We start from the raw sequence: 17,403 nt of genomic DNA on the forward strand, positions 1-17,403 counted from the left end.
GACTACGCGAAAGCGGCCGCCCGGCAGAAGCCGGGCGGCCGCTTTCGACGTGCTCAGGGGATCAGCTGAGGCGCTCGATCACCATTGCCATGCCCTGTCCGCCGCCGACACACATGGTCTCGACGCCGAAGGTCTTGTCCTGCTCCTGCAGGTTGTTGATCAGGGTGTTGGTGATGCGGGCACCGGTCATACCGAAGGGGTGACCCAGTGCGATCGCGCCACCGGAGATGTTGAGCTTGTCCTCTTCGATGCCCAGTTCGCGAGCGGATCCGAGGACCTGCACTGCGAATGCCTCGTTTATCTCGAACAGGTCGATGTCGGAGATCGACTTGCCGGCGATCTTCAGGGCGTTCTTGACGGCCTGGATCGGGCCGAGGCCCATGATCTCGGGAGACAGGCCCGAGACGCCGGTCGAGACGATGCGAGCGAGCGGGGTCAGGCCGAGTGCCTTCGCCTTGGTGTCGGACATGATCACCAGTGCGGCTGCGCCGTCGTTGAGCGGGCAGGCATTGCCGGCGGTGACGGTGCCGTCGGGGCGGAAGACGGGCTTGAGGCCGCCGATGCCCTCGTAGGTGGTGCCGGCGCGGGGGCCGTCGTCCTTGGAGACGACGGTGCCGTCGGCGAGCGTGACGGGCGTGATCTCACGCTCGAAGAAGCCGCGAGCGATGGCTTCCTCGGCGCGGTTCTGGCTGCGCACTGCCCAGCGGTCCTGGTCTTCGCGGGTGATGCCGGTGGCCGAAGCGACGTTCTCCGCGGTCTGGCCCATGCCCAGGTACACGTCGGGGATCAGGCCCTCTTCGCGCGGATCGGTCCAGGCGACTCCACCCTCGGCGAGCTTGGCGCTACGGGCCTGCGCTGCGTCGAAGAGCGGGTTCTTGGTGCCCGGCAGGCCGTCGGCATTGCCGGTGATGAAGCTGGAGACGGACTCGACGCCGGCGGAGATGAAGACGTCGCCCTCGCCTGCGCGAATGGCGTGCAGTGCCATGCGGGTGGTCTGCAGCGAGGAGGAACAGTAACGGTTGACCGTCACGCCGGGGAGGAAGTCGTAGCCGAGCTGGACGGCGACGACGCGGGCGATGTTGAAGCCCGACTGGCCGGCAGGCTGGCCGCAACCGAGCATGAGGTCGTCGATCTCGGTGGGGTCGAGCTCGGGGATCTTTGCCAACGCGGCGGCAACCATCTGAGTTGCGAGGTCATCCGGGCGGATGTCCTTGAGCGAACCCTTCATTGCGCGGCCGATGGGCGACCGTACTGCTGAGACGATTACTGCCTCGGGCATGAAAACTCCTTTTGTGTACTGCTCGTGGGCGGCGTGAAACGCCGTCGAGCAGGGCAAGTTGAATGCAGCTTCGACTTACAATTTACGTTGCCGCTCCCAGATGGTGGTCACGCAGTCTCACTCAGTTGACGTCGGGGCGCTGAACTGCGGGTTTGGTGCGTCTCGCGAAGGCTTTCCACTGGGTTGCCGCTGCCGTCAGTCGGGCCGCGACGGTGCGAGCTTGCGCCGCCTCCGAGACGTGGGGGAGTTCGGGGAGCGGGCCACCCTGCCACTCACCCAGGGCCGACGCGAGGACCGGGACGATCTGCTTCGCCGCGAGTTCGTAGCCGGCCGCGGACGGGTGGAAACGGTCGGCCGAGAACATCGTGTCGGGCGAGGCCAGGAATTCCTTGGCCAGCAGGTCGGCTAGCGGAACGGGATGACCCCCGGCGTTTCTGGTCGCGGACGCCTGGGCGAGTGCGAGACGATGTCCCCATTCACGCACCACCGAGCGCAGCGGTTGCGGGATCGCCGTCACAACTCCCAGATCCGGGCAGGTTCCGACAACGACGACGGCGCCGCTCTCGCGTAGGCGTCGTACGGCGTCGCCGAGGCGTTTTGCCGAAGCGTGAATAGCGTTCTTCGCCGTGACGTCGTTGGCGCCGATCAGGATCACGGCAGCGTCCGGGGGAGGGCCGGCGACGAACATGGCGTCGACCTGCCCGCTCAATCCACGTGAGGTAGCGCCGCCGATGGCCTTGGTGCTCAAGCGGATTCGCTTTCCGGTCTCACTCGCAAGCAGTTTCGCGACCTGCACACCCGGAACTTCCGACGCCGTCAGCGCCCCGACGCCGGCCGCAGACGAATCGCCGAAGATCATCAGGTGGAGATCGAAGGGCACGGCCCGCCACCAGAGTTCCGGGTTGTCGGCGCCGGGTGCGTACACCCCGTCCGCCTCGGGTGGTTTGGCGATATTGCGACCGATCACCCCGCGGGCCGCACCCGCCTGCGACATCAGATAGTTGTAGCCCAACCAGGAGAGCGTGCCTGCACTCGATCCGGCCACCACCGTGGCCACCGACGCTTTCAGTCCGGTTCGACTCACACTTGTCAATCTAGCCGGATTGCACCGCCTTCGCCCGACGTCCGCGCGCACCGTTTTCTTTCATCTGGGAACATGGACGAATGCGCATCGCGGAACACGTCGTCGACCTCATCGGCAACACCCCACTCGTCAAGCTCACGTCCGTCACGGGCGAAAACTTCGGCACGGTGGCAGCCAAGGTCGAATACCTCAACCCTGGCGGTAGCTCCAAGGACCGCATCGCCGTCAAGATGATCGACGCAGCCGAGGCTTCGGGTGAACTGAAGCCGGGCGGCACCATCGTCGAACCGACGTCGGGCAACACCGGAATCGGCTTGGCGCTCGTGGCGCAGAAGCGTGGATACAAGTGCGTTTTCGTCTGCCCCGACAAGGTCAGCGAAGACAAGCGCAACGTCCTGCGTGCCTACGGCGCCGAGGTGGTCGTGTGCCCCACGGCCGTCGCTCCGGACAACCCGAACAGCTACTACAGCGTCTCCGACCGCCTCACCCGTGAGATCCCCGGCGCCTGGAAGCCCAACCAGTACTCCAACCCGGGCGGACCGGAGAGCCACTACGAGACCACCGGTCCCGAGATCTGGGCCGACACCGACGGCAAGATCACGCACTTCGTCGCGGGCGTCGGCACCGGCGGAACCATCACCGGCACCGGCCGCTACCTCAAGGAAGTTTCGGGCGGCAAGGTCAAGGTCATCGGCGCAGACCCCGAGGGTTCCGTCTACTCCGGTGGCACCGGTCGTCCGTACCTGGTCGAGGGCGTCGGCGAAGACTTCTGGCCGTCGGCATACGACCCGTCCATCCCAGACGAGATCATCGCCGTCTCTGATGCCGATTCCTTCGAGATGACGCGTCGCCTCGCCCGCGAAGAGGGGCTACTGGTCGGCGGTTCCTGCGGCATGGCCGTCGTCGCTGCCCTCGAAGTGGCCAAGCGCGAGGGCCCCGACGCTCTGATCGTCGTGCTCCTCCCGGACGGTGGCCGCGGCTACCTGTCCAAGATCTTCAACGATCAGTGGATGGCGTCGTACGGATTCCTCCGCACCCCGCTCGACGGCAAGGCGAACGTCCCCACCGTCGGCGACGTTCTCCGCGGCAAGTCGGGCGAGTTGCCGGACCTCGTTCACACCCACCCGTCGGAGACACTGCGCGACGCGATCGAGATCCTGCGCGAGTACGGCGTGTCCCAGATGCCTGTCGTCGGTGCTGAACCGCCGGTCATGGCAGGCGAGGTCGCCGGAAGTGTGTCCGAGCGGGATCTGCTGAGCGCGGTCTTCGAAGGCCGTGCGCACCTGGCGGATTCCGTCGAGAAGCACATGAGCAAGCCGTTCCCGCTCATCGGGTCCGGCGAGCCGGTCTCGGCTGCCACGAAGGCGCTCGGTGACACCGACGCACTCATGGTCGTCGACGACGGCAAGCCGGTCGGCGTGATCACGCGCCACGATCTCCTGGGTTTCCTGAGTTCGGATTCCTGAGTACAGATTCCTGCGCCGGGGCCGGCGCCGTTAGGCTGGGGATCATGAGTGAGCAACGCAGCAAGGCCGACAACATCAGCTGGCAGGGTTTCTCCACGAAGGCAGTGCATGCGGGTTACGAACCCGATCCGCTGACCGGTGCTGTCAACGTGCCGATCTACGCAAGTTCCACCTTCGCCCAGGACGGCGTCGGTGGAATGCGTAGTGGCTTCGAGTACGCGCGGACGGGCAACCCGACCCGTCGCCCGCTCGAGGCGAACCTCGCCGCGCTCGAATCCGGAACCTACGGTCGAGCGTTCAGTTCGGGAATGGCGGCCACCGACTGCCTGCTCCGATCGGTACTTCGACCGGGCGATCACCTGGTCATCCCCGACGACGCGTACGGCGGAACCTTCCGCCTCATCGACAAGGTCTTCACGCAGTGGGGGATCGAGTACACCCCGGCTCCGGTGTCCGACGTCGATGCGGTGCGCGCGGCAATGAAGTCCAACACCAAGCTGGTCTGGGTCGAGACCCCCACGAACCCGCTGCTCAACATCGGTGACATCGAGCTCCTCGCCGAGATCGCCCACGAGGGTAACGCAAAGATCGTGGTGGACAACACCTTTGCGTCGCCGTACCTGCAGCAGCCGCTGCAGCTCGGCGCCGACATCGCGCTGCATTCCACCACCAAGTACATCGGCGGACACTCCGACGTGGTCGGTGGCGCTCTCGTCTGCAACGACGAAGAACTGGACACCGCGTTTGCCTTCCTGCAGAACGGATCCGGCGGCGTTCCCGGCCCGTTCGACGCGTTCCTGACGTTGCGCGGAATCAAGACACTGGCACTGCGCATGGAGCGTCACAGTGACAATGCGGAGAAGGTCGTCGAATTGCTCGACGGTCATCCCGCTGTTGCCAGCGTCATCTACCCCGGACTGGCTTCGCATCCGTCGCACAAGGTCGCGGCCAAGCAGATGCGACGCTTCGGCGGCATGATCTCCGTGCGTCTCAAGGGTGGCAAGGCGGCAGCTCTCGACCTGTGCTCGCGCACCGAGATCTTCACGCTGGCAGAATCTCTCGGCGGCGTCGAATCCCTCATCGAGTTCCCCGGCGCGATGACACACGCCTCGACGGCCGGTTCCGCGCTCGAGGTTCCCGACGATCTGGTTCGCCTGTCGGTCGGCATCGAAGACGCCTCCGATCTGGTCGGCGACATCGAGCAAGCACTGTCCTGATCTTCGCTCTCTACGGTAATTCGACTTCGAACCTGCAGTGCGCCTTCACACCTCACGAGGGTGTGGAGGCGCACTTTCTGGAGGCATGCGTGAATCTCGAACAGATCAAAGCTGCACAGCAACTTCTCGCCCCGGTCATGCGCCGTACCCCGGTGGTCGCCTCGCGAGTGTTGTCTGAAACCACCGGCTTCGCCGTGAGCTTGAAATGTGAAAACCTGCAACGCACCGGCTCTTTCAAACCTCGCGGCGCCTACAACCGCATCGCCAACCTGTCTGCGGAGGAACGCGCGGCGGGTGTGGTGGCGGCCAGCGCCGGCAACCATGCGCAGGGAGTTGCCTGGTCTGCAACAGAATTGGGAATCAAGTCGACGGTCTTCATGCCGACCGGGGCGCCGCTGCCGAAGTTGGTGGCCACCAAGGCATATGGGGCTCAGGTCCACCTGCACGGTTCGACTGTCGACGAAGCACTCGTAGCCGCTCGCGAATTCGCAGACCGGACCGGAGCTGTCCTGGTTCACCCGTTCGACCACGAGGACGTCGTGGCGGGGCAGGGGACGGTGGGGCTCGAAATCCTCGAGCAGCTCCCCGAGGTGGGCACGATCCTCGTCCCCACCGGCGGCGGCGGGTTGATCGCCGGCGTGGCTGCCGCAGTCAAAGCTGTACGCCCACAGGTGCGCATCGTCGGAGTGCAGGCCGAGACCGCGGCGGCCTGGCCGGCGTCGTTGGCCGCCGGGAAGCCGACCGCATTGGCGTCGATGTCCACGATGGCAGACGGTATCGCCGTGGGCTGCCCTGGCGAGGTTCCCTTCGCCGAGGTCGCCGCGCATGTCGACGCGGTGGTGACGGTCAGCGAGGAAGCGTTGTCCAAAGCGCTCCTGTTGTGCCTCGAACGCGCCAAGCTGATCGTCGAACCGGCAGGCGTCGCGGCCGTTGCGGCCTTGATGACGTGCTCTCCGGAAGAGCTGGGACTGACCGGGCCGGTGTGCGCCGTTCTTTCCGGCGGCAATATCGATCCGCTGCTGCTCACACACGTCATCTCCCACGGACTGCGGGCAGCCGGACGGTTCCTCGGCGTTCACATCACCATCGACGATCGGCCGGGCGCACTGGTGTCGCTGCTCGAAGTGGTTCGGGCGAACGGCGCCAGCGTGGTAGACGTCATCCACTCCCGTACCGGTGGCGAACTCGCGCTCGACGAAGTGGAAGTCTTTCTCACCGTCGAGACGCGTGGTCCGGACAACAAGGCAGAACTTCTCACTGCCTTCGACCGCGCCGGCTACGCAGTGCGCTTGCAGAACTGACGCGCTTGCAGAACTGACGCGCTTGCAGAACTGACGCGCTTGCAGAACTGACGCGCTTACTCGTCAGGCCAGCCGCCCAGAACCGTTACGCGGTACTCCTGGTCGACCAGCCTGGCGGGTACGTCGAGTTGATGTAGCCAGTCGATGGCCGAACCGCTCATGCCGACCGCAACCCGACTGAATGCGGCGGCCTGGGCGCAGGAGGACGCAATCACCGACACCGTGCGCCACATCGGCGTCGCCGTCGATTCGCGGTGCAGTGGTTTGACGGTGCTGGCCGTGGCGATCCCACAGTCGGACGGGAGAGCTACTTGGCACGTCGGATCGCCGGGTAGGTCTTGAACCTGAATCTGCCAGCCGTCTTCCGGCGCCGGACCGGCAACGGCGATGTCGCCGCCGAGGCCGACCAGCACTCCGCACCCGAGAAGCGTGGCAGTCGATGCCGCGCAGTGATCCGCCGAACTGGCACGAGCGGTCGCGGAGAGGTCGAGGACTACGTCGTCCGGGCTGTACACGCGGTTGTGCTCGACGCGAATCTTCCACCAGGAGTGCGGGTCTGCCGAGCCGGCCGTTGGCGTGAGTTTGCCGTCGGTCAGCCGTGCGACAGCCAACGCGTCTTCGAGGAAGTGCGCGAACATGGGCGTCACGGCGACGCCGTCGACGTTGCTTGCGGCGCTGACGTAGGTTCGAATCTCGGAGTCGGCACGATCTCGATTGGTGGCGGCGTCGGCAGCGGTGAGGTAACCGCGAACCAGGCTGGCAGCGGAGGGCAGGACTTCAGGGTCGGTGACGACAACCCGAGCCTGCACGCCCCAGGTGAGCCACTCGGAGGCCGAGCGCGGCGTGCTCACGAACCGTTGGAGACGGCGTCCGGGGTTCCGAATCCGGCGACCACGACGGGCCGCTTCACAGCGGGATTCTTGGTGTGAGAAGCCGAGGTGTCCGGCGCGAGTGCCGTGGCAGTGGGAGAAGAAACGAGAGAAAGTCCGCCGCTTGCGAGTGCTCCCGCCACAGCCGTGGCTGCGAGGGCGAGGCGAACGGGTCGATACACCGTAGTGCGTCCCCGGGCGGGTCGTGGCCGATCGTCGCTCATGCACTCAGCTTGCACGCCGAACCTGAGAAAAGCCTTGGCGTCTGTAGTCATTTGCGTAACGCCCACCGAGATAAATGAGACATTGGTTACAGGAGTCGCGAGACTGAGCAGTGTCGAATGCATGTTCGAAAGAGTAGATGTTCGCACCGACAAGTTTCGGGTACGACCACGTACGTAGATTTTCAGAGGTTTATCGGAGGTTCGGATGGCAGTCGGTGTCCTGGCGATCGCTGTGTCGATCGGCACCGCACTGGGCGTGATGAGTGGAACTCTCGGAGCGCCCGCACAAGTCGAGAAGAACGAGTCTTCGAATGCTGCAGTCACACTCGCAGCCTGGAACGGACCGGCACGAACTCAGGACACGCCTGAGGGAATCGTGCCGTCCGTACCCTCCAACTTTCCGGGAGCGACGTTGGCGCCCGTGGGAGCGGTGGCGGTGTTCGCGCCGTGGATCAAGAAGGCCGGCGCACTGTGCTCCGAGATCACCCCTGCGGTGATCGCCTCGTTGTACTCGGTCGAGAACGGATTCAAGTACGGACCCGATACCGAAATCTCACCGGAAGGTGGGCGCGGGCCTGGCCGTTTCACCACTGCGGCGTGGACCGCTTACGGCAAGGACGGCGACGGCGACGGGAAGATGGACATCCTTGGTGTCGCCGACCCGGTGATGACAACCGGCTACCGGTTGTGCGATCTCGTCAAGCAAGCGCAGTCCTGGCAGAAGTCCGGTGAGGTCGAGGGCGATACCGTCGACCTCGCGCTCGCTGCCTACGACGTCGGACCCGACGCTGTTCGGGAAGCGGGTGGCGTACCGGCAGACAAGTCGGATGGCGCCCCCGCCGAACAGGCGGTCGCCGCTCCGTTCGTCGCTCAGATCAAATCTCTGCAGGACTCTTTCGCCCTGATGCTTGCACCCTTCGACTACAACAACCTCGCCGCCGCGGTCGGCGGTGTCGTCGAGGCCGGTCTGAAGTTTCTCGGATTGCCCTACGTCTGGGGCGGCGGAAACATCAACGGGCCGTCGATGGGCGGGTTCGACTGCTCGGGTCTGACGTCGTACGCGATCCACGCGGCCACCGGCGTGACGCTGCCGCGGACCTCCGAGACACAGTGGGGCGTCGGCGTCGAGATCCCGCTGGATCAGGCGCAGCCCGGTGACCTGTTGTTCGGCAACTGGCAGGCAGGCGGCCCCGGCCACGTGGCGATCTACGTCGGCAACGGTCAGATGCTTCACGCACCCACATTCGGTGACGTGGTGAAGGTCGGCCCGATCTTCGCCGGCATGAAGGCTCGCCGCGTGGTGTGAGTGAGCCGGAACAGCAAGCGCCGACAGAGCAAGAAGCGCCACCCGACCAAGTCGGGTGGCGCTTCTTTTCAGAGCTGGTGCTTCTTCGGCGTTCGTACGGCCGATCAGCTGTGGTAAGGCTCCGCGCTCAGCAGCGTGACCTTCATGGTGCTGCCGTTGGGCAGGTTGTACTCACGAGTGTCGCCGACCTTGGCTTCGAGCAGCGCGCCGCCCAGCGGTGAGTTCGGGGAGTAGACCTCGAGCTTGGCGTCACGTGCGCCTTCTTCGCGGGTAGCGATCAGGAACGTCTCGGTGTCACTCTCGTCGCCGTCGTAGTAGACCTTGACTACGGATCCGGGCAGTGCAACACCGGACTGAGTGGGGGCCTCGCCGACCTTTGCGCTGTTCAGCAGCTCCTGGAGCTGGCGAATGCGGGCTTCCTGCTGACCCTGCTCTTCGCGGGCAGCGTGGTAGCCACCGTTCTCTTTCAGGTCACCCTCTTCGCGACGCTCGTTGATCTCGGCGGCGATGACCGGGCGATTGGCGATGAGCTGGTCGAGTTCGTTCTTGAGCCTGTCATGTGATTCCTGGGTAAGCCAGGTCACCTGGGTCTCGGTCATCTCGATCACTCCCTAGTAGTCGGAGCCGGGGGCTCCCTCGACGATCACTGCAACAGCAGCGAACAACGACTCGGACACATCACCGAAGATGCAACCTTGCCGTCAATGCAGCAATACACGGTTCCACCCGGAACCGTGTATCGGGCAATTCTATCACGCATGACTACCCGCCCTGTCCGTCGCCAAACGTCCGGCAGGGTGGGTGCGTTCCGAGGTCAGCTCTTTGTCAGGTACTCCGGAACGTCGAAGCTGCAGCCGTAGACGTCGGCCATGCCTGGCGGCTGGGACGTCTTGACCTCGGTGTTGAACTCGAGGGTTTGATGCTCAGACGACGGGACGTAGACCTCACGTCGTCCGGTTTCGGAACCGTCCTTCGAGCGAGCGCGCACGATGCACATCGCGTCACGTGACGAGTCGTCGCGCGTGACGGTGAAACGGATCTTCACCGTGGAGTCGTTGGCGATGTCGAACGAGATGGTCTCGGTCTCGATTTCCTTGACCGCAAATTTTCCGTATGCGTAGTACGCGATTCCGCCGCCTACGACGATGACGAGAGCGGTCAGAGCCCACACCATCCACTTGCGGGGACTGCCCGTGCGAGTAGTGCTCGGGTACCGATCTTGGGGAAGCGGTTTGCTCATCACTCTGCTCTCGAAGACTCGAGTTCACGTGTCGTGCAGCAACTGACTGCGCCCCACCGAACTACCGAAGGGGTCACGGCTGCGCCAGGAACTCTCGGGTGGAACTATAGAGGACGTGTCCCGTCGCGCCGTCGGTAGGTTTGTCGGCAGTCGGTACGTTTGACGGCGAAGGCCCGGAGTAATCCGAGCACTGCACAGCGTGTGAATCGAAGACTGCCGGTAACGGCTAGAGGTGAAGTTGAGGTGAACGAACACGTGAGCGGATTCCGGCTCATGGCCGTCCATGCCCATCCCGACGACGAGTCGAGCAAGGGTGCGGCCACCACCGCCCGTTATGCAGCCGAAGGCCACGAAGTGATGGTCCTGACGCTCACCGGGGGCGAGCGTGGCGACATTCTCAACCCGGCCATGGACGTTCCCGGCGTCCGCGATCGAATCAGCGAAGTCCGCCAGGAGGAGATGGCCGAGGCCGCTCGCATTCTGGGCGTGAAGCAGCGCTGGCTCGGTTTCGTCGATTCCGGGCTTCCCGAGGGCGACCCGCTTCCGCCGCTGCCCGAAGGGTGCTTCGCCCTCGTTCCGCTCGACGAGTCGACGCGCGCGCTGGTCAAGGTGATTCGCGAGTTCCGTCCCCACGTCGTCACGACGTACGACGAGAACGGTGGATACCCGCACCCGGATCACATCCGGTGCCACGAGGTGACGATGGCTGCGTACGAGGCCGCTGCCGATCCCGAGTACTTCCCCGAGGACGGGGAGCCGTGGGAGATCAAGAAGGTCTACTACTCGCACGGGTTCATCCGTAAGCGCCTCGAACTCTTCCAGGAGGAGTACGAGCGTCGCGGTGAGCCGTTCCCGATGGCGGACTGGCTCAAGAAGTGGAAGACCGAGCGTGGCGACATGATGGTCCGGGTGACCACTCAGGTCACGTGCGGCGATTACTTTCCCCAGCGAGACGACGCCCTGCGTGCGCACGCGACGCAGATCGATCCCAACGGTTCGTTCTTCGCTGTGCCGCTCGACATTCAGCAGAAGATCTGGCCCACCGAGGAATTCGAGCTCGCCAAGACGCGGGTCACCACGTCCATTCCGGAAACCGACCTGTTCGCAGGTCTCGAAGAGGACGCTCAGAAGTGAATGCTCTGTCCGCCGAGGTAATCCTCGGCACCACACAATTTCTTGCTCAGACCCCGAGTAATCCATCCGGTCCGGAGTTCGGAAAGTCGTCTCCGGTCGGCCTGGTGGTCATTCTTGCGCTACTCATCGGTGTGATTCTTCTGGTCCGGTCGATGAATCGTCAGCTCAAGAAGCTGCCGGAAACCTTCGAACCGGATCATCCCGAACTCGATCAGCAGGCAGACGAAGGCACCGACCGGGGAGCCATCACAGCTCCGAGCCCGGCGGAACCGAACGTCTCTACCGAGAAGAAGCCGAAGCAAGAATCCTGAGACGAACGAGGTAGGGATGATGGACCCACGGATGCGGAACAACCTGGGTGGGTCCTCGAGCCCCTACCTGCGTCAGCACGCCGACAATCCGGTCCACTGGCAACAGTGGGGTGAAGAAGCGATGGACTGGGCGCGCGAGCGCGACGTGCCGATCCTTCTCTCGATCGGGTACTCGGCGTGCCACTGGTGCCACGTCATGGCGCACGAGTCGTTCGAGAACGACGAGATCGCGGCCATCATGAACGAGAACTTCGTCTGTGTGAAGGTGGACCGCGAAGAGCGTCCCGACATCGACGCCGTCTACATGAACGCGACGGTCGCGATGACCGGCCAGGGCGGCTGGCCGATGACGTGTTTCCTGACTCCCGACGGTTCCCCCTTCTACTGCGGTACGTACTACCCGCCGGCGCCTCGCGGCGGAATGCCCTCGTTCACACAGCTTCTCGAAGCGATCGCGGACACCTTCACCAATCGGCGCGACGAGGTCGACAACGCGGCGCAGTCGATCGTGACGGAACTTCAGCGCGCGTCGGGCGGAATTCCGTACGGCGGAGCGCCAGTCGACGCGGAGTTGCTCGATGCGGCGGGTCGATCGATCCTCGGTGACGAAGACATCCCGCGCGGGGGATTCGGTGGGGCACCGAAGTTTCCACCGTCGGCACTCCTGGAGGGGTTGCTCCGACAGTACGAGCGAACGGGTTCGGGCGAGATTCTCGGCGGCATCGAGCGCACCGCCGAAGCAATGGCTCGTGGCGGTATCTACGACCAGTTGGGTGGCGGTTTCTCGCGCTACTCGGTCGATGCCGAGTGGGTGGTTCCGCACTTCGAGAAGATGCTCTACGACAACGCGTTGCTCCTGCGGTTCTACGCGCACTGGGCGCGGCGAACCGGTTCGGACCTGGCCACTCGCGTCACCGAGGAGACCGCAAGGTTCCTGCTTTCCGATCTGCTGACCGAGAACGGTTGCTTCGCTTCGGCTCTCGACGCCGACACCGACGGCATCGAAGGCCTCACGTACGTATGGACGCCGGCGCAGTTGGTCGAGGTACTCGGTGCGGAGGACGGGCAGTGGGCGGCGGACTTGTTCCGGGTCACCGATACCGGCACGTTCGAAGAGGGTGCTTCGGTATTGCAGTTGCTCCGAAACCCCGACGACTGGTCACGCTGGCAGACGGTCTCCGACGCTCTACGCGCCGTCCGGGCCCAGCGTCCACAGCCCGGCCGCGACGACAAGGTGGTGACGGCCTGGAACGGGCTGACCGTCACGGCGTTGACGGAAGCCGGACTTGCCCTGGACCGACCCGACTGGATCGCTGCGGCAGCCGAGTGCGCAGGCGCTCTTCTCGACCTCCACCTGGTGGACGGTCACTTGCGTCGCGCATCCCTCGGCGGGGCTGTCGGTGCCCCGATGGGCGTGCTCGAGGATTACGCAATGTTGGCCACCGGCCTCCTGGCTCTCTACCAGGCAACGGGATTGGCGCGGTGGCTCGATGCGGCGCAGCAGTTGCTCGACGTCACTGTCGACCACTTCGCTGATCCGGCCGAGCCGGGAAGCTGGTTCGACACGGCCGATTTCGCGGAGTCCCTCGTGACTCGGCCCCGAGACCCGTTGGACGGCGCGACGCCGTCCGGTGCGTCGAGCGTCGCGGAGGCTCTGTTGACCGCAGCGGCGTTGACCGATGCCGAGCGCTCTTCTCGTTACGCACAGGCCGCGGCGGACGCGCTGGCGAGGGCCACGCTGCCGCTCGAGCGTGCGCCTCGGTCGGCGGGGCACTGGCTCGCGGTGGCGGAAGCGTCATTGCGCGGTCCGATACAGGTGGCCGTCGTCGGGGAAGGTTCTCTGTTGGCCGATGCCCGCCGGCTTGCCCCGGGCGGTGCAGTAGTTGTCGGCGGTGCACCGGATTCTTCACCGCTGCTTGCGGATCGACCCCTAGTCGACGGTGGTGAAGCCGCGTACATCTGTCGGGGATTCGTGTGTGATCGGCCGGTGACGACGGTGGTGGAACTGGCGAGTCAGTTGAACACGACGAGCCATACCGCGATGTAGTGGCAGATCGCTGCGACGACCGTCGCGGCGTGGAAGAACTCGTGATGCCCGAACGTCGTGGGCCACGGGTTGGGCCATTTCGTCGCGTACAGAATTGCGCCGACGCTGTAGAAGATCCCGCCGACGAGCAGCAGCACCATCGGCGCCACACCGACCTGGTGTGTCAGTTCACCGACCACCGGAACGATCGCCCAGCCGAGGAGAAGATAGAGCGGTACCCCCACCCATTTCGGCGCGGTGGGCCAGAGCATCTTGAGGGCAACGCCGGCCAGCGCGCCTGCCCACACGATCGCAAGAATGATCTTGCCGGTGTGGGTAGGGAGACCGAGCATGGCGAACGGTGTGTAGCTGCCGGCGATGAAGAGAAAGATCATCGAATGGTCCGCACGCTTCATCCACGTACGGCCCTTGACGGTCTGCCACTGGATACGGTGATAGGTCGCGCTGATGCCGAAGAGGCCGCAGATCGTGATGCTGTAGATCGCGGTTGCCCACGCCGCCTTGGCGCCTACCTGAGCGCCGGCTACGGAGACGAGAACGATGCCTGCGACGACGGAGACACCGAGCGCCCACAGGTGGATCCAACCGCGCATGCGTGGTTTGACCGGAAGCTCGTCGAGCCCGAATGCCGTCATGTGCAACCCCTCTCGTTCCGTGTTGTTGCGAACCGCGTAACCTACGGTACCGTAGGTTACGCACCAGTAGCATAACCTACCTGCGGGTTTTCGACGCGCACAAAAAGCGTGACGGCGCTCGCATGTGGCGGTGACCGGCGGGCGTACTCTTTGACACCATGGTGATGTCACGGTGAATCTGCGCGGACTGCTGTACAGCATCTACGAGCGACGGCTCCTCAGTCATCTCGACGGTCTCGCGCACCCACGGCACGTCGCCGTGATGTGTGACGGAAATCGGCGATGGGCTCGCGAGAACGGCTTCACCGATGTCAGTCACGGGCACCGCATGGGCGCACTCAAGATCGCCGAATTGCTCGAGTGGTGTGATGCCGCCGGGATCGAGATGGCAACCATCTACCTGCTCTCGACCGAGAACCTGCGCCGCGAGCCGGAAGAGCTCGACACCCTCCTCGAGATCATCACCGACGTCGTCGAGGAGATCTCGGGTCCCGGGAAGAACTGGAGTGTGCAGATCGTCGGTGCCCTCGATCTTCTGCCGCCCGAGCAGTCCAGGCGGTTGCGCGAAGCTGCCGCCGGAACCAGCGGTCGAACCGGCACGCATGTCAACGTCGCGATCGGATACGGCGGACGACAGGAGATCGCCGACGCTGTCCAATCGCTCCTGCGCGACAAGATCGGTGAGGGGCTGGGTGGAGACGAACTGATCCAGGCGGTCACGGTCGACGGCATCGACGGTCACCTCTACACGTCGGGCCAGCCCGATCCGGACCTCGTGATTCGCACGTCCGGCGAGCAGCGGCTCTCCGGATTCCTGTTGTGGCAGAGCGCTTATTCGGAAATCTGGTTCACCGAGGCGTACTGGCCCGAGTTCCGCCGAGTCGATTTCCTTCGGGCCTTGCGTGACTACGCGGCGCGCCACCGACGGTTCGGCGCCTGAGCGGGCTCAGAGCTTGCGCAGTCGGAGCCGGTTGATCGTGTGATCGGCGTCCTTGCGCAGCACCAGGGTGGCGCGAGGGCGGGTAGGAAGAATGTTCTCCACCAGGTTCGGGTGGTTGATCGAGTTCCAGATCTCCTTCGCCGCGATGGTCGCGTCACGGTCGGAGAGCCCCGAGTAGTGGTGGAAGTGAGCGCTAGGGTCGGCGAACGACGTATTGCGGAGCGCGAGGAATCGCTGGATGTACCAGGCTTCGATGTCCTCGATCCGGGCGTCGACGTAGATCGAGAAGTCGAAGAGGTCGGAGACCATCAGACGCGGACCCGTCTGCAGGACGTTGAGGCCTTCGATGATGAGGATGTCCGGCTGGCGGATGAGGTGGTACTGGCCCGGGATGATGTCGTACGAGGTGTGCGAATACACCGGCGCTGCTACTTCTTCGGCGCCGGACTTCACCTCGGTGACGAAGCGCAACAACTTGCGGCGATCGTAGCTCTCGGGAAAACCCTTGCGGTGCATGATGCCTCGCCGCTGGAGTTCCTTGGTCGGATAGAGGAATCCGTCCGTGGTGACGAGATCGACGCGCGGATGGTGATCCCAGCGAGCCAGGAGAGCTTGCAGCACACGAGCAGTCGTGGATTTACCGACGGCAACCGAACCGGCCACACCGATGACGAAGGGCACCTGACGATCCGGATGCTTCTCGCCGAGGAACGTCGCGGTGGCCGCGAACAGTCGTTGGCGTGCCGCCACCTGCAGGTGGATCAGACGCGCGAGGGGGAGATACACCTCGGCAACTTCTTCGAGATCGATCTGCTCACCGAGACCACGCAGGCCGTACAACTCGTCCTCGGTCAACACCAATGGCGTCGACTTGCGCAGTGTCCGCCACTGCTTGCGGTCGAACTCGACGTAGGGACTCGATTCGTTGGTGCGCGCCATCAGCCCAGCTCACCGGCGCGTAGTGAACCCGGGGCCCGGCGGACGAAACAGCTATGCGAGCAAGCCAGGCGCGTGTGCGCACGATCCGAGTGCATAGTCGGATTGTGCTCGGTGCCACGTCCGGGACTTTCGCCGGGTGGCATTCCGGAGCGAGCGACTAGGCTCGGTCGTTATGGATCCAGACACACTTGTTCGCCAATATCTGCTGCTCGGACTGGGTTTCGACCGTCTCGAAGACGGGTTCGTCGACGCGTTCACCGGTGACCCGGCGCTGCGTAAGCAGGTCGAGAGTGCCCCGAAGCCCGATCCGCGCGAACTTGCCCGCACGGCACGTGAATTGCGGGGCGAACTGGCCGGAAGTGGTCTGAACGCCGAGCGCGCCCACTTCATCGACGTTCACCTGCGTGCCCTGGAATGCTCCGGGCGCAAGTTCGCGGGTGAGGACATCGGCTTCGTGGACGAGGTGGAGGCGTATTTCGACGTACGAATCGACAAGGGAAACGAGGATGCCTACAGCGACGCACACCGGTTGATGGGTGAAGTTCTGCCCGGTCCGGGACCGTTGGCCGAGCGGGTGCAGGCGCATCGCAAGGCCGACGAGATCCCTGCGGCGAGACTGAACGAGTGCGTCGAGGCGATGTCGAGCGCGCTGCGTGATCTGGTTCGCGGCACCTTCGGGCTCCCCGCGTCGGAAACCGTCGAATACGAAGTGGTGGGGGACAAGCCGTGGTCCGGCTTCAACTACTACCTCGGTGACTACCGCTCCAAGGTCGCGATCAATTCGGATCTGCCGCAGTTCATGGCCAACCTGCCGCGGCTGATCGCGCACGAGTCCTACCCCGGCCATCACACCGAGCACTGCCGCAAGGAAGCCGGCCTCGTCGGAACCGGCCAACTCGAGCAGACGCTGTTTCTGGTCAACACGCCGCAGTGCATCATGGCCGAAGGCCTCGCGGATCTGGCGCTCGAAGCGATAGTCGGCCCGGACTGGGGTTTGTGGGCGCAGGAAATCTACGCCGACCTCGGATTGTCTTTCGACGGCGAAAAGGCGCAACGGCTCTCCACCGCGTCGGGGCAACTGCTGAGCGTTCGTCAGGACGCCGCTCTGATGTTGCACGACGAGGGGCGCAGCCTCGACGACGTTGCCCTCTTCCTGGAACGGTGGTCGCTGTCGACGCCGGAACGCGCTCGCCAATCGCTCAAGTTCCTCTCGTCACCGCTGTGGCGCGCTTACACCAGCACATATGTCGAGGGATACCGGCTGCTCGGGGGCTGGCTGGACGAGGTGCCGGTGGGCGCAGAGCGCACCGAACGGTTCCGCAGGCTGCTCGACGAGCCGCTGGTCCCCAGCTCTCTGCGTGCTGCCTAGTGCCGGGTGGAGACGGCGGGAGCGAACTTCGTAGACTGGACG

Annotated in this window: 17 protein-coding genes; 9 read left to right on the plus strand and 8 right to left on the minus strand. The window is 64.6% G+C overall.

Features of this window, described 5'->3' with window-relative positions:
- Nucleotides 1-61: 61 nt before the first annotated feature.
- Together ABWI03_RS06575 and ABWI03_RS06580 are read right to left on the minus strand one after the other, a co-directional pair.
- A complete protein-coding gene (locus ABWI03_RS06575) occupies nucleotides 62-1,279 on the minus strand; it encodes an acetyl-CoA C-acetyltransferase (RefSeq protein ID WP_298775098.1) in 1,218 nt (405 codons plus the stop codon).
- 121 nt (nucleotides 1,280-1,400) lie between these two features.
- Entirely contained in the window at nucleotides 1,401-2,372 is a 972-nt protein-coding gene (locus ABWI03_RS06580; protein WP_435054182.1) for an SGNH/GDSL hydrolase family protein, read from the minus strand.
- 71 nt (nucleotides 2,373-2,443) lie between these two features.
- On the opposite strand from ABWI03_RS06580, the gene ABWI03_RS06585 reads away from it, so the two are divergent.
- The 3 genes from ABWI03_RS06585 to ilvA all read left to right on the plus strand — a co-directional run bounded on the left by ABWI03_RS06585 (nucleotide 2,444) and on the right by ilvA (nucleotide 6,347).
- Entirely contained in the window at nucleotides 2,444-3,829 is a 1,386-nt protein-coding gene (locus ABWI03_RS06585; protein WP_095972176.1) for a cystathionine beta-synthase, read from the plus strand.
- Between the two features lie 44 nt (nucleotides 3,830-3,873).
- Complete coding sequence (locus tag ABWI03_RS06590) at nucleotides 3,874-5,046, plus strand: cystathionine gamma-synthase (RefSeq protein WP_124567085.1); 1,173 nt, start codon at nucleotides 3,874-3,876, stop codon at nucleotides 5,044-5,046.
- A gap of 137 nt (nucleotides 5,047-5,183) precedes the next feature.
- Nucleotides 5,184-6,347: a threonine ammonia-lyase gene (ilvA, locus tag ABWI03_RS06595; protein ID WP_223257899.1), complete on the plus strand. Its 1,164-nt coding sequence runs from the start codon at nucleotides 5,184-5,186 to the stop codon at nucleotides 6,345-6,347.
- Nucleotides 6,348-6,403: 56 nt separating this feature from the next.
- Here the strand turns inward: ilvA and ABWI03_RS06600 are convergent, their stop codons facing one another.
- Nucleotides 6,404-7,198 (minus strand): FAD:protein FMN transferase, encoded by a 795-nt coding sequence (locus ABWI03_RS06600; protein WP_095972177.1) that lies wholly within the window; start codon nucleotides 7,196-7,198, stop codon nucleotides 6,404-6,406.
- Nucleotides 7,195-7,440 carry a hypothetical protein gene (locus ABWI03_RS06605; protein ID WP_206029765.1) on the minus strand — a complete coding sequence of 82 codons (246 nt, stop codon included), beginning with the start codon at nucleotides 7,438-7,440 and terminating at the stop codon, nucleotides 7,195-7,197. Before ABWI03_RS06605 ends, ABWI03_RS06600 begins: the two co-directional genes overlap by 4 nt.
- Nucleotides 7,441-7,645: 205 nt before the next feature.
- Here ABWI03_RS06605 and ABWI03_RS06610 point away from each other — a divergent pair, with 205 nt between their 5' ends.
- Nucleotides 7,646-8,746 carry a C40 family peptidase gene (locus ABWI03_RS06610; protein WP_298775109.1) on the plus strand — a complete coding sequence of 367 codons (1,101 nt, stop codon included), beginning with the start codon at nucleotides 7,646-7,648 and terminating at the stop codon, nucleotides 8,744-8,746.
- 104 nt (nucleotides 8,747-8,850) lie between these two features.
- Here ABWI03_RS06610 and greA read toward each other — a convergent pair whose 3' ends face one another.
- Together greA and ABWI03_RS06620 are read right to left on the minus strand one after the other, a co-directional pair.
- Entirely contained in the window at nucleotides 8,851-9,345 is a 495-nt protein-coding gene (gene greA / locus ABWI03_RS06615) for a transcription elongation factor GreA (protein ID WP_007726385.1), read from the minus strand.
- 215 nt (nucleotides 9,346-9,560) lie between these two features.
- The gene (locus ABWI03_RS06620) at nucleotides 9,561-9,986 is read right to left on the minus strand and encodes a DUF4307 domain-containing protein (protein ID WP_020970262.1); all 426 of its coding nucleotides are present in this window, start codon (nucleotides 9,984-9,986) and stop codon (nucleotides 9,561-9,563) included.
- Between the two features lie 255 nt (nucleotides 9,987-10,241).
- Here ABWI03_RS06620 and mca point away from each other — a divergent pair, with 255 nt between their 5' ends.
- Genes mca through ABWI03_RS06635 form a run of 3 tightly spaced genes read left to right on the plus strand, consistent with a single transcriptional unit; the run spans nucleotide 10,242 to nucleotide 13,478 of the window.
- Entirely contained in the window at nucleotides 10,242-11,120 is an 879-nt protein-coding gene (gene mca, locus ABWI03_RS06625; RefSeq protein ID WP_200317706.1) for a mycothiol conjugate amidase Mca, read from the plus strand.
- Nucleotides 11,117-11,431 carry a hypothetical protein gene (locus ABWI03_RS06630; protein ID WP_095972180.1) on the plus strand — a complete coding sequence of 105 codons (315 nt, stop codon included), beginning with the start codon at nucleotides 11,117-11,119 and terminating at the stop codon, nucleotides 11,429-11,431. The genes mca and ABWI03_RS06630 overlap by 4 nt, the downstream gene beginning before the upstream one ends.
- Nucleotides 11,432-11,450: 19 nt before the next feature.
- Nucleotides 11,451-13,478 carry a thioredoxin domain-containing protein gene (locus ABWI03_RS06635; RefSeq protein WP_298775113.1) on the plus strand — a complete coding sequence of 676 codons (2,028 nt, stop codon included), beginning with the start codon at nucleotides 11,451-11,453 and terminating at the stop codon, nucleotides 13,476-13,478.
- On the opposite strand, the gene trhA is transcribed toward ABWI03_RS06635, so the two are convergent.
- Nucleotides 13,445-14,113, minus strand: coding sequence for a PAQR family membrane homeostasis protein TrhA (gene trhA, locus ABWI03_RS06640; protein WP_095972181.1), 669 nt, complete (start codon nucleotides 14,111-14,113; stop codon nucleotides 13,445-13,447). The genes ABWI03_RS06635 and trhA overlap by 34 nt on opposite strands.
- A 172-nt stretch (nucleotides 14,114-14,285) precedes the next feature.
- Between trhA and ABWI03_RS06645 the strand changes: the two genes are divergently transcribed.
- A complete protein-coding gene (locus tag ABWI03_RS06645; RefSeq protein ID WP_095972183.1) occupies nucleotides 14,286-15,053 on the plus strand; it encodes an isoprenyl transferase in 768 nt (255 codons plus the stop codon).
- A gap of 6 nt (nucleotides 15,054-15,059) precedes the next feature.
- Here ABWI03_RS06645 and coaA read toward each other — a convergent pair whose 3' ends face one another.
- Nucleotides 15,060-15,992 (minus strand): type I pantothenate kinase, encoded by a 933-nt coding sequence (coaA, locus tag ABWI03_RS06650; protein ID WP_095972184.1) that lies wholly within the window; start codon nucleotides 15,990-15,992, stop codon nucleotides 15,060-15,062.
- Between the two features lie 172 nt (nucleotides 15,993-16,164).
- Between coaA and ABWI03_RS06655 the strand changes: the two genes are divergently transcribed.
- Entirely contained in the window at nucleotides 16,165-17,361 is a 1,197-nt protein-coding gene (locus tag ABWI03_RS06655; protein WP_298775121.1) for a DUF885 domain-containing protein, read from the plus strand.
- The last annotated feature ends 42 nt before the right edge of the window (nucleotides 17,362-17,403 follow it).

The sequence above is a fragment of the Rhodococcus baikonurensis genome (genome assembly GCF_040489275.1).
Taxonomy (GTDB): domain Bacteria; phylum Actinomycetota; class Actinomycetes; order Mycobacteriales; family Mycobacteriaceae; genus Rhodococcus_F; species Rhodococcus_F baikonurensis.

What these genes read in the sequence shown, in the direction of transcription:
- ABWI03_RS06575 (WP_298775098.1), bottom strand. Translation starts at nt 1,279, where the DNA reads ATGCCCGAGGCAGTAATCGTCTCAGCAGTACGGTCGCCCATCGGCCGC.
- ABWI03_RS06585 (WP_095972176.1), top strand. Translation starts at nt 2,444, where the DNA reads ATGCGCATCGCGGAACACGTCGTCGACCTCATCGGCAACACCCCACTC.
- ABWI03_RS06590 (WP_124567085.1), top strand. Translation starts at nt 3,874, where the DNA reads ATGAGTGAGCAACGCAGCAAGGCCGACAACATCAGCTGGCAGGGTTTC.
- ilvA (WP_223257899.1), top strand. Translation starts at nt 5,184, where the DNA reads ATGCGCCGTACCCCGGTGGTCGCCTCGCGAGTGTTGTCTGAAACCACC.
- ABWI03_RS06605 (WP_206029765.1), bottom strand. Translation starts at nt 7,440, where the DNA reads ATGAGCGACGATCGGCCACGACCCGCCCGGGGACGCACTACGGTGTAT.
- ABWI03_RS06610 (WP_298775109.1), top strand. Translation starts at nt 7,646, where the DNA reads ATGGCAGTCGGTGTCCTGGCGATCGCTGTGTCGATCGGCACCGCACTG.
- greA (WP_007726385.1), bottom strand. Translation starts at nt 9,345, where the DNA reads ATGACCGAGACCCAGGTGACCTGGCTTACCCAGGAATCACATGACAGG.
- ABWI03_RS06620 (WP_020970262.1), bottom strand. Translation starts at nt 9,986, where the DNA reads ATGAGCAAACCGCTTCCCCAAGATCGGTACCCGAGCACTACTCGCACG.
- ABWI03_RS06635 (WP_298775113.1), top strand. Translation starts at nt 11,451, where the DNA reads ATGGACCCACGGATGCGGAACAACCTGGGTGGGTCCTCGAGCCCCTAC.
- trhA (WP_095972181.1), bottom strand. Translation starts at nt 14,113, where the DNA reads ATGACGGCATTCGGGCTCGACGAGCTTCCGGTCAAACCACGCATGCGC.
- coaA (WP_095972184.1), bottom strand. Translation starts at nt 15,992, where the DNA reads ATGGCGCGCACCAACGAATCGAGTCCCTACGTCGAGTTCGACCGCAAG.
- ABWI03_RS06655 (WP_298775121.1), top strand. Translation starts at nt 16,165, where the DNA reads ATGGATCCAGACACACTTGTTCGCCAATATCTGCTGCTCGGACTGGGT.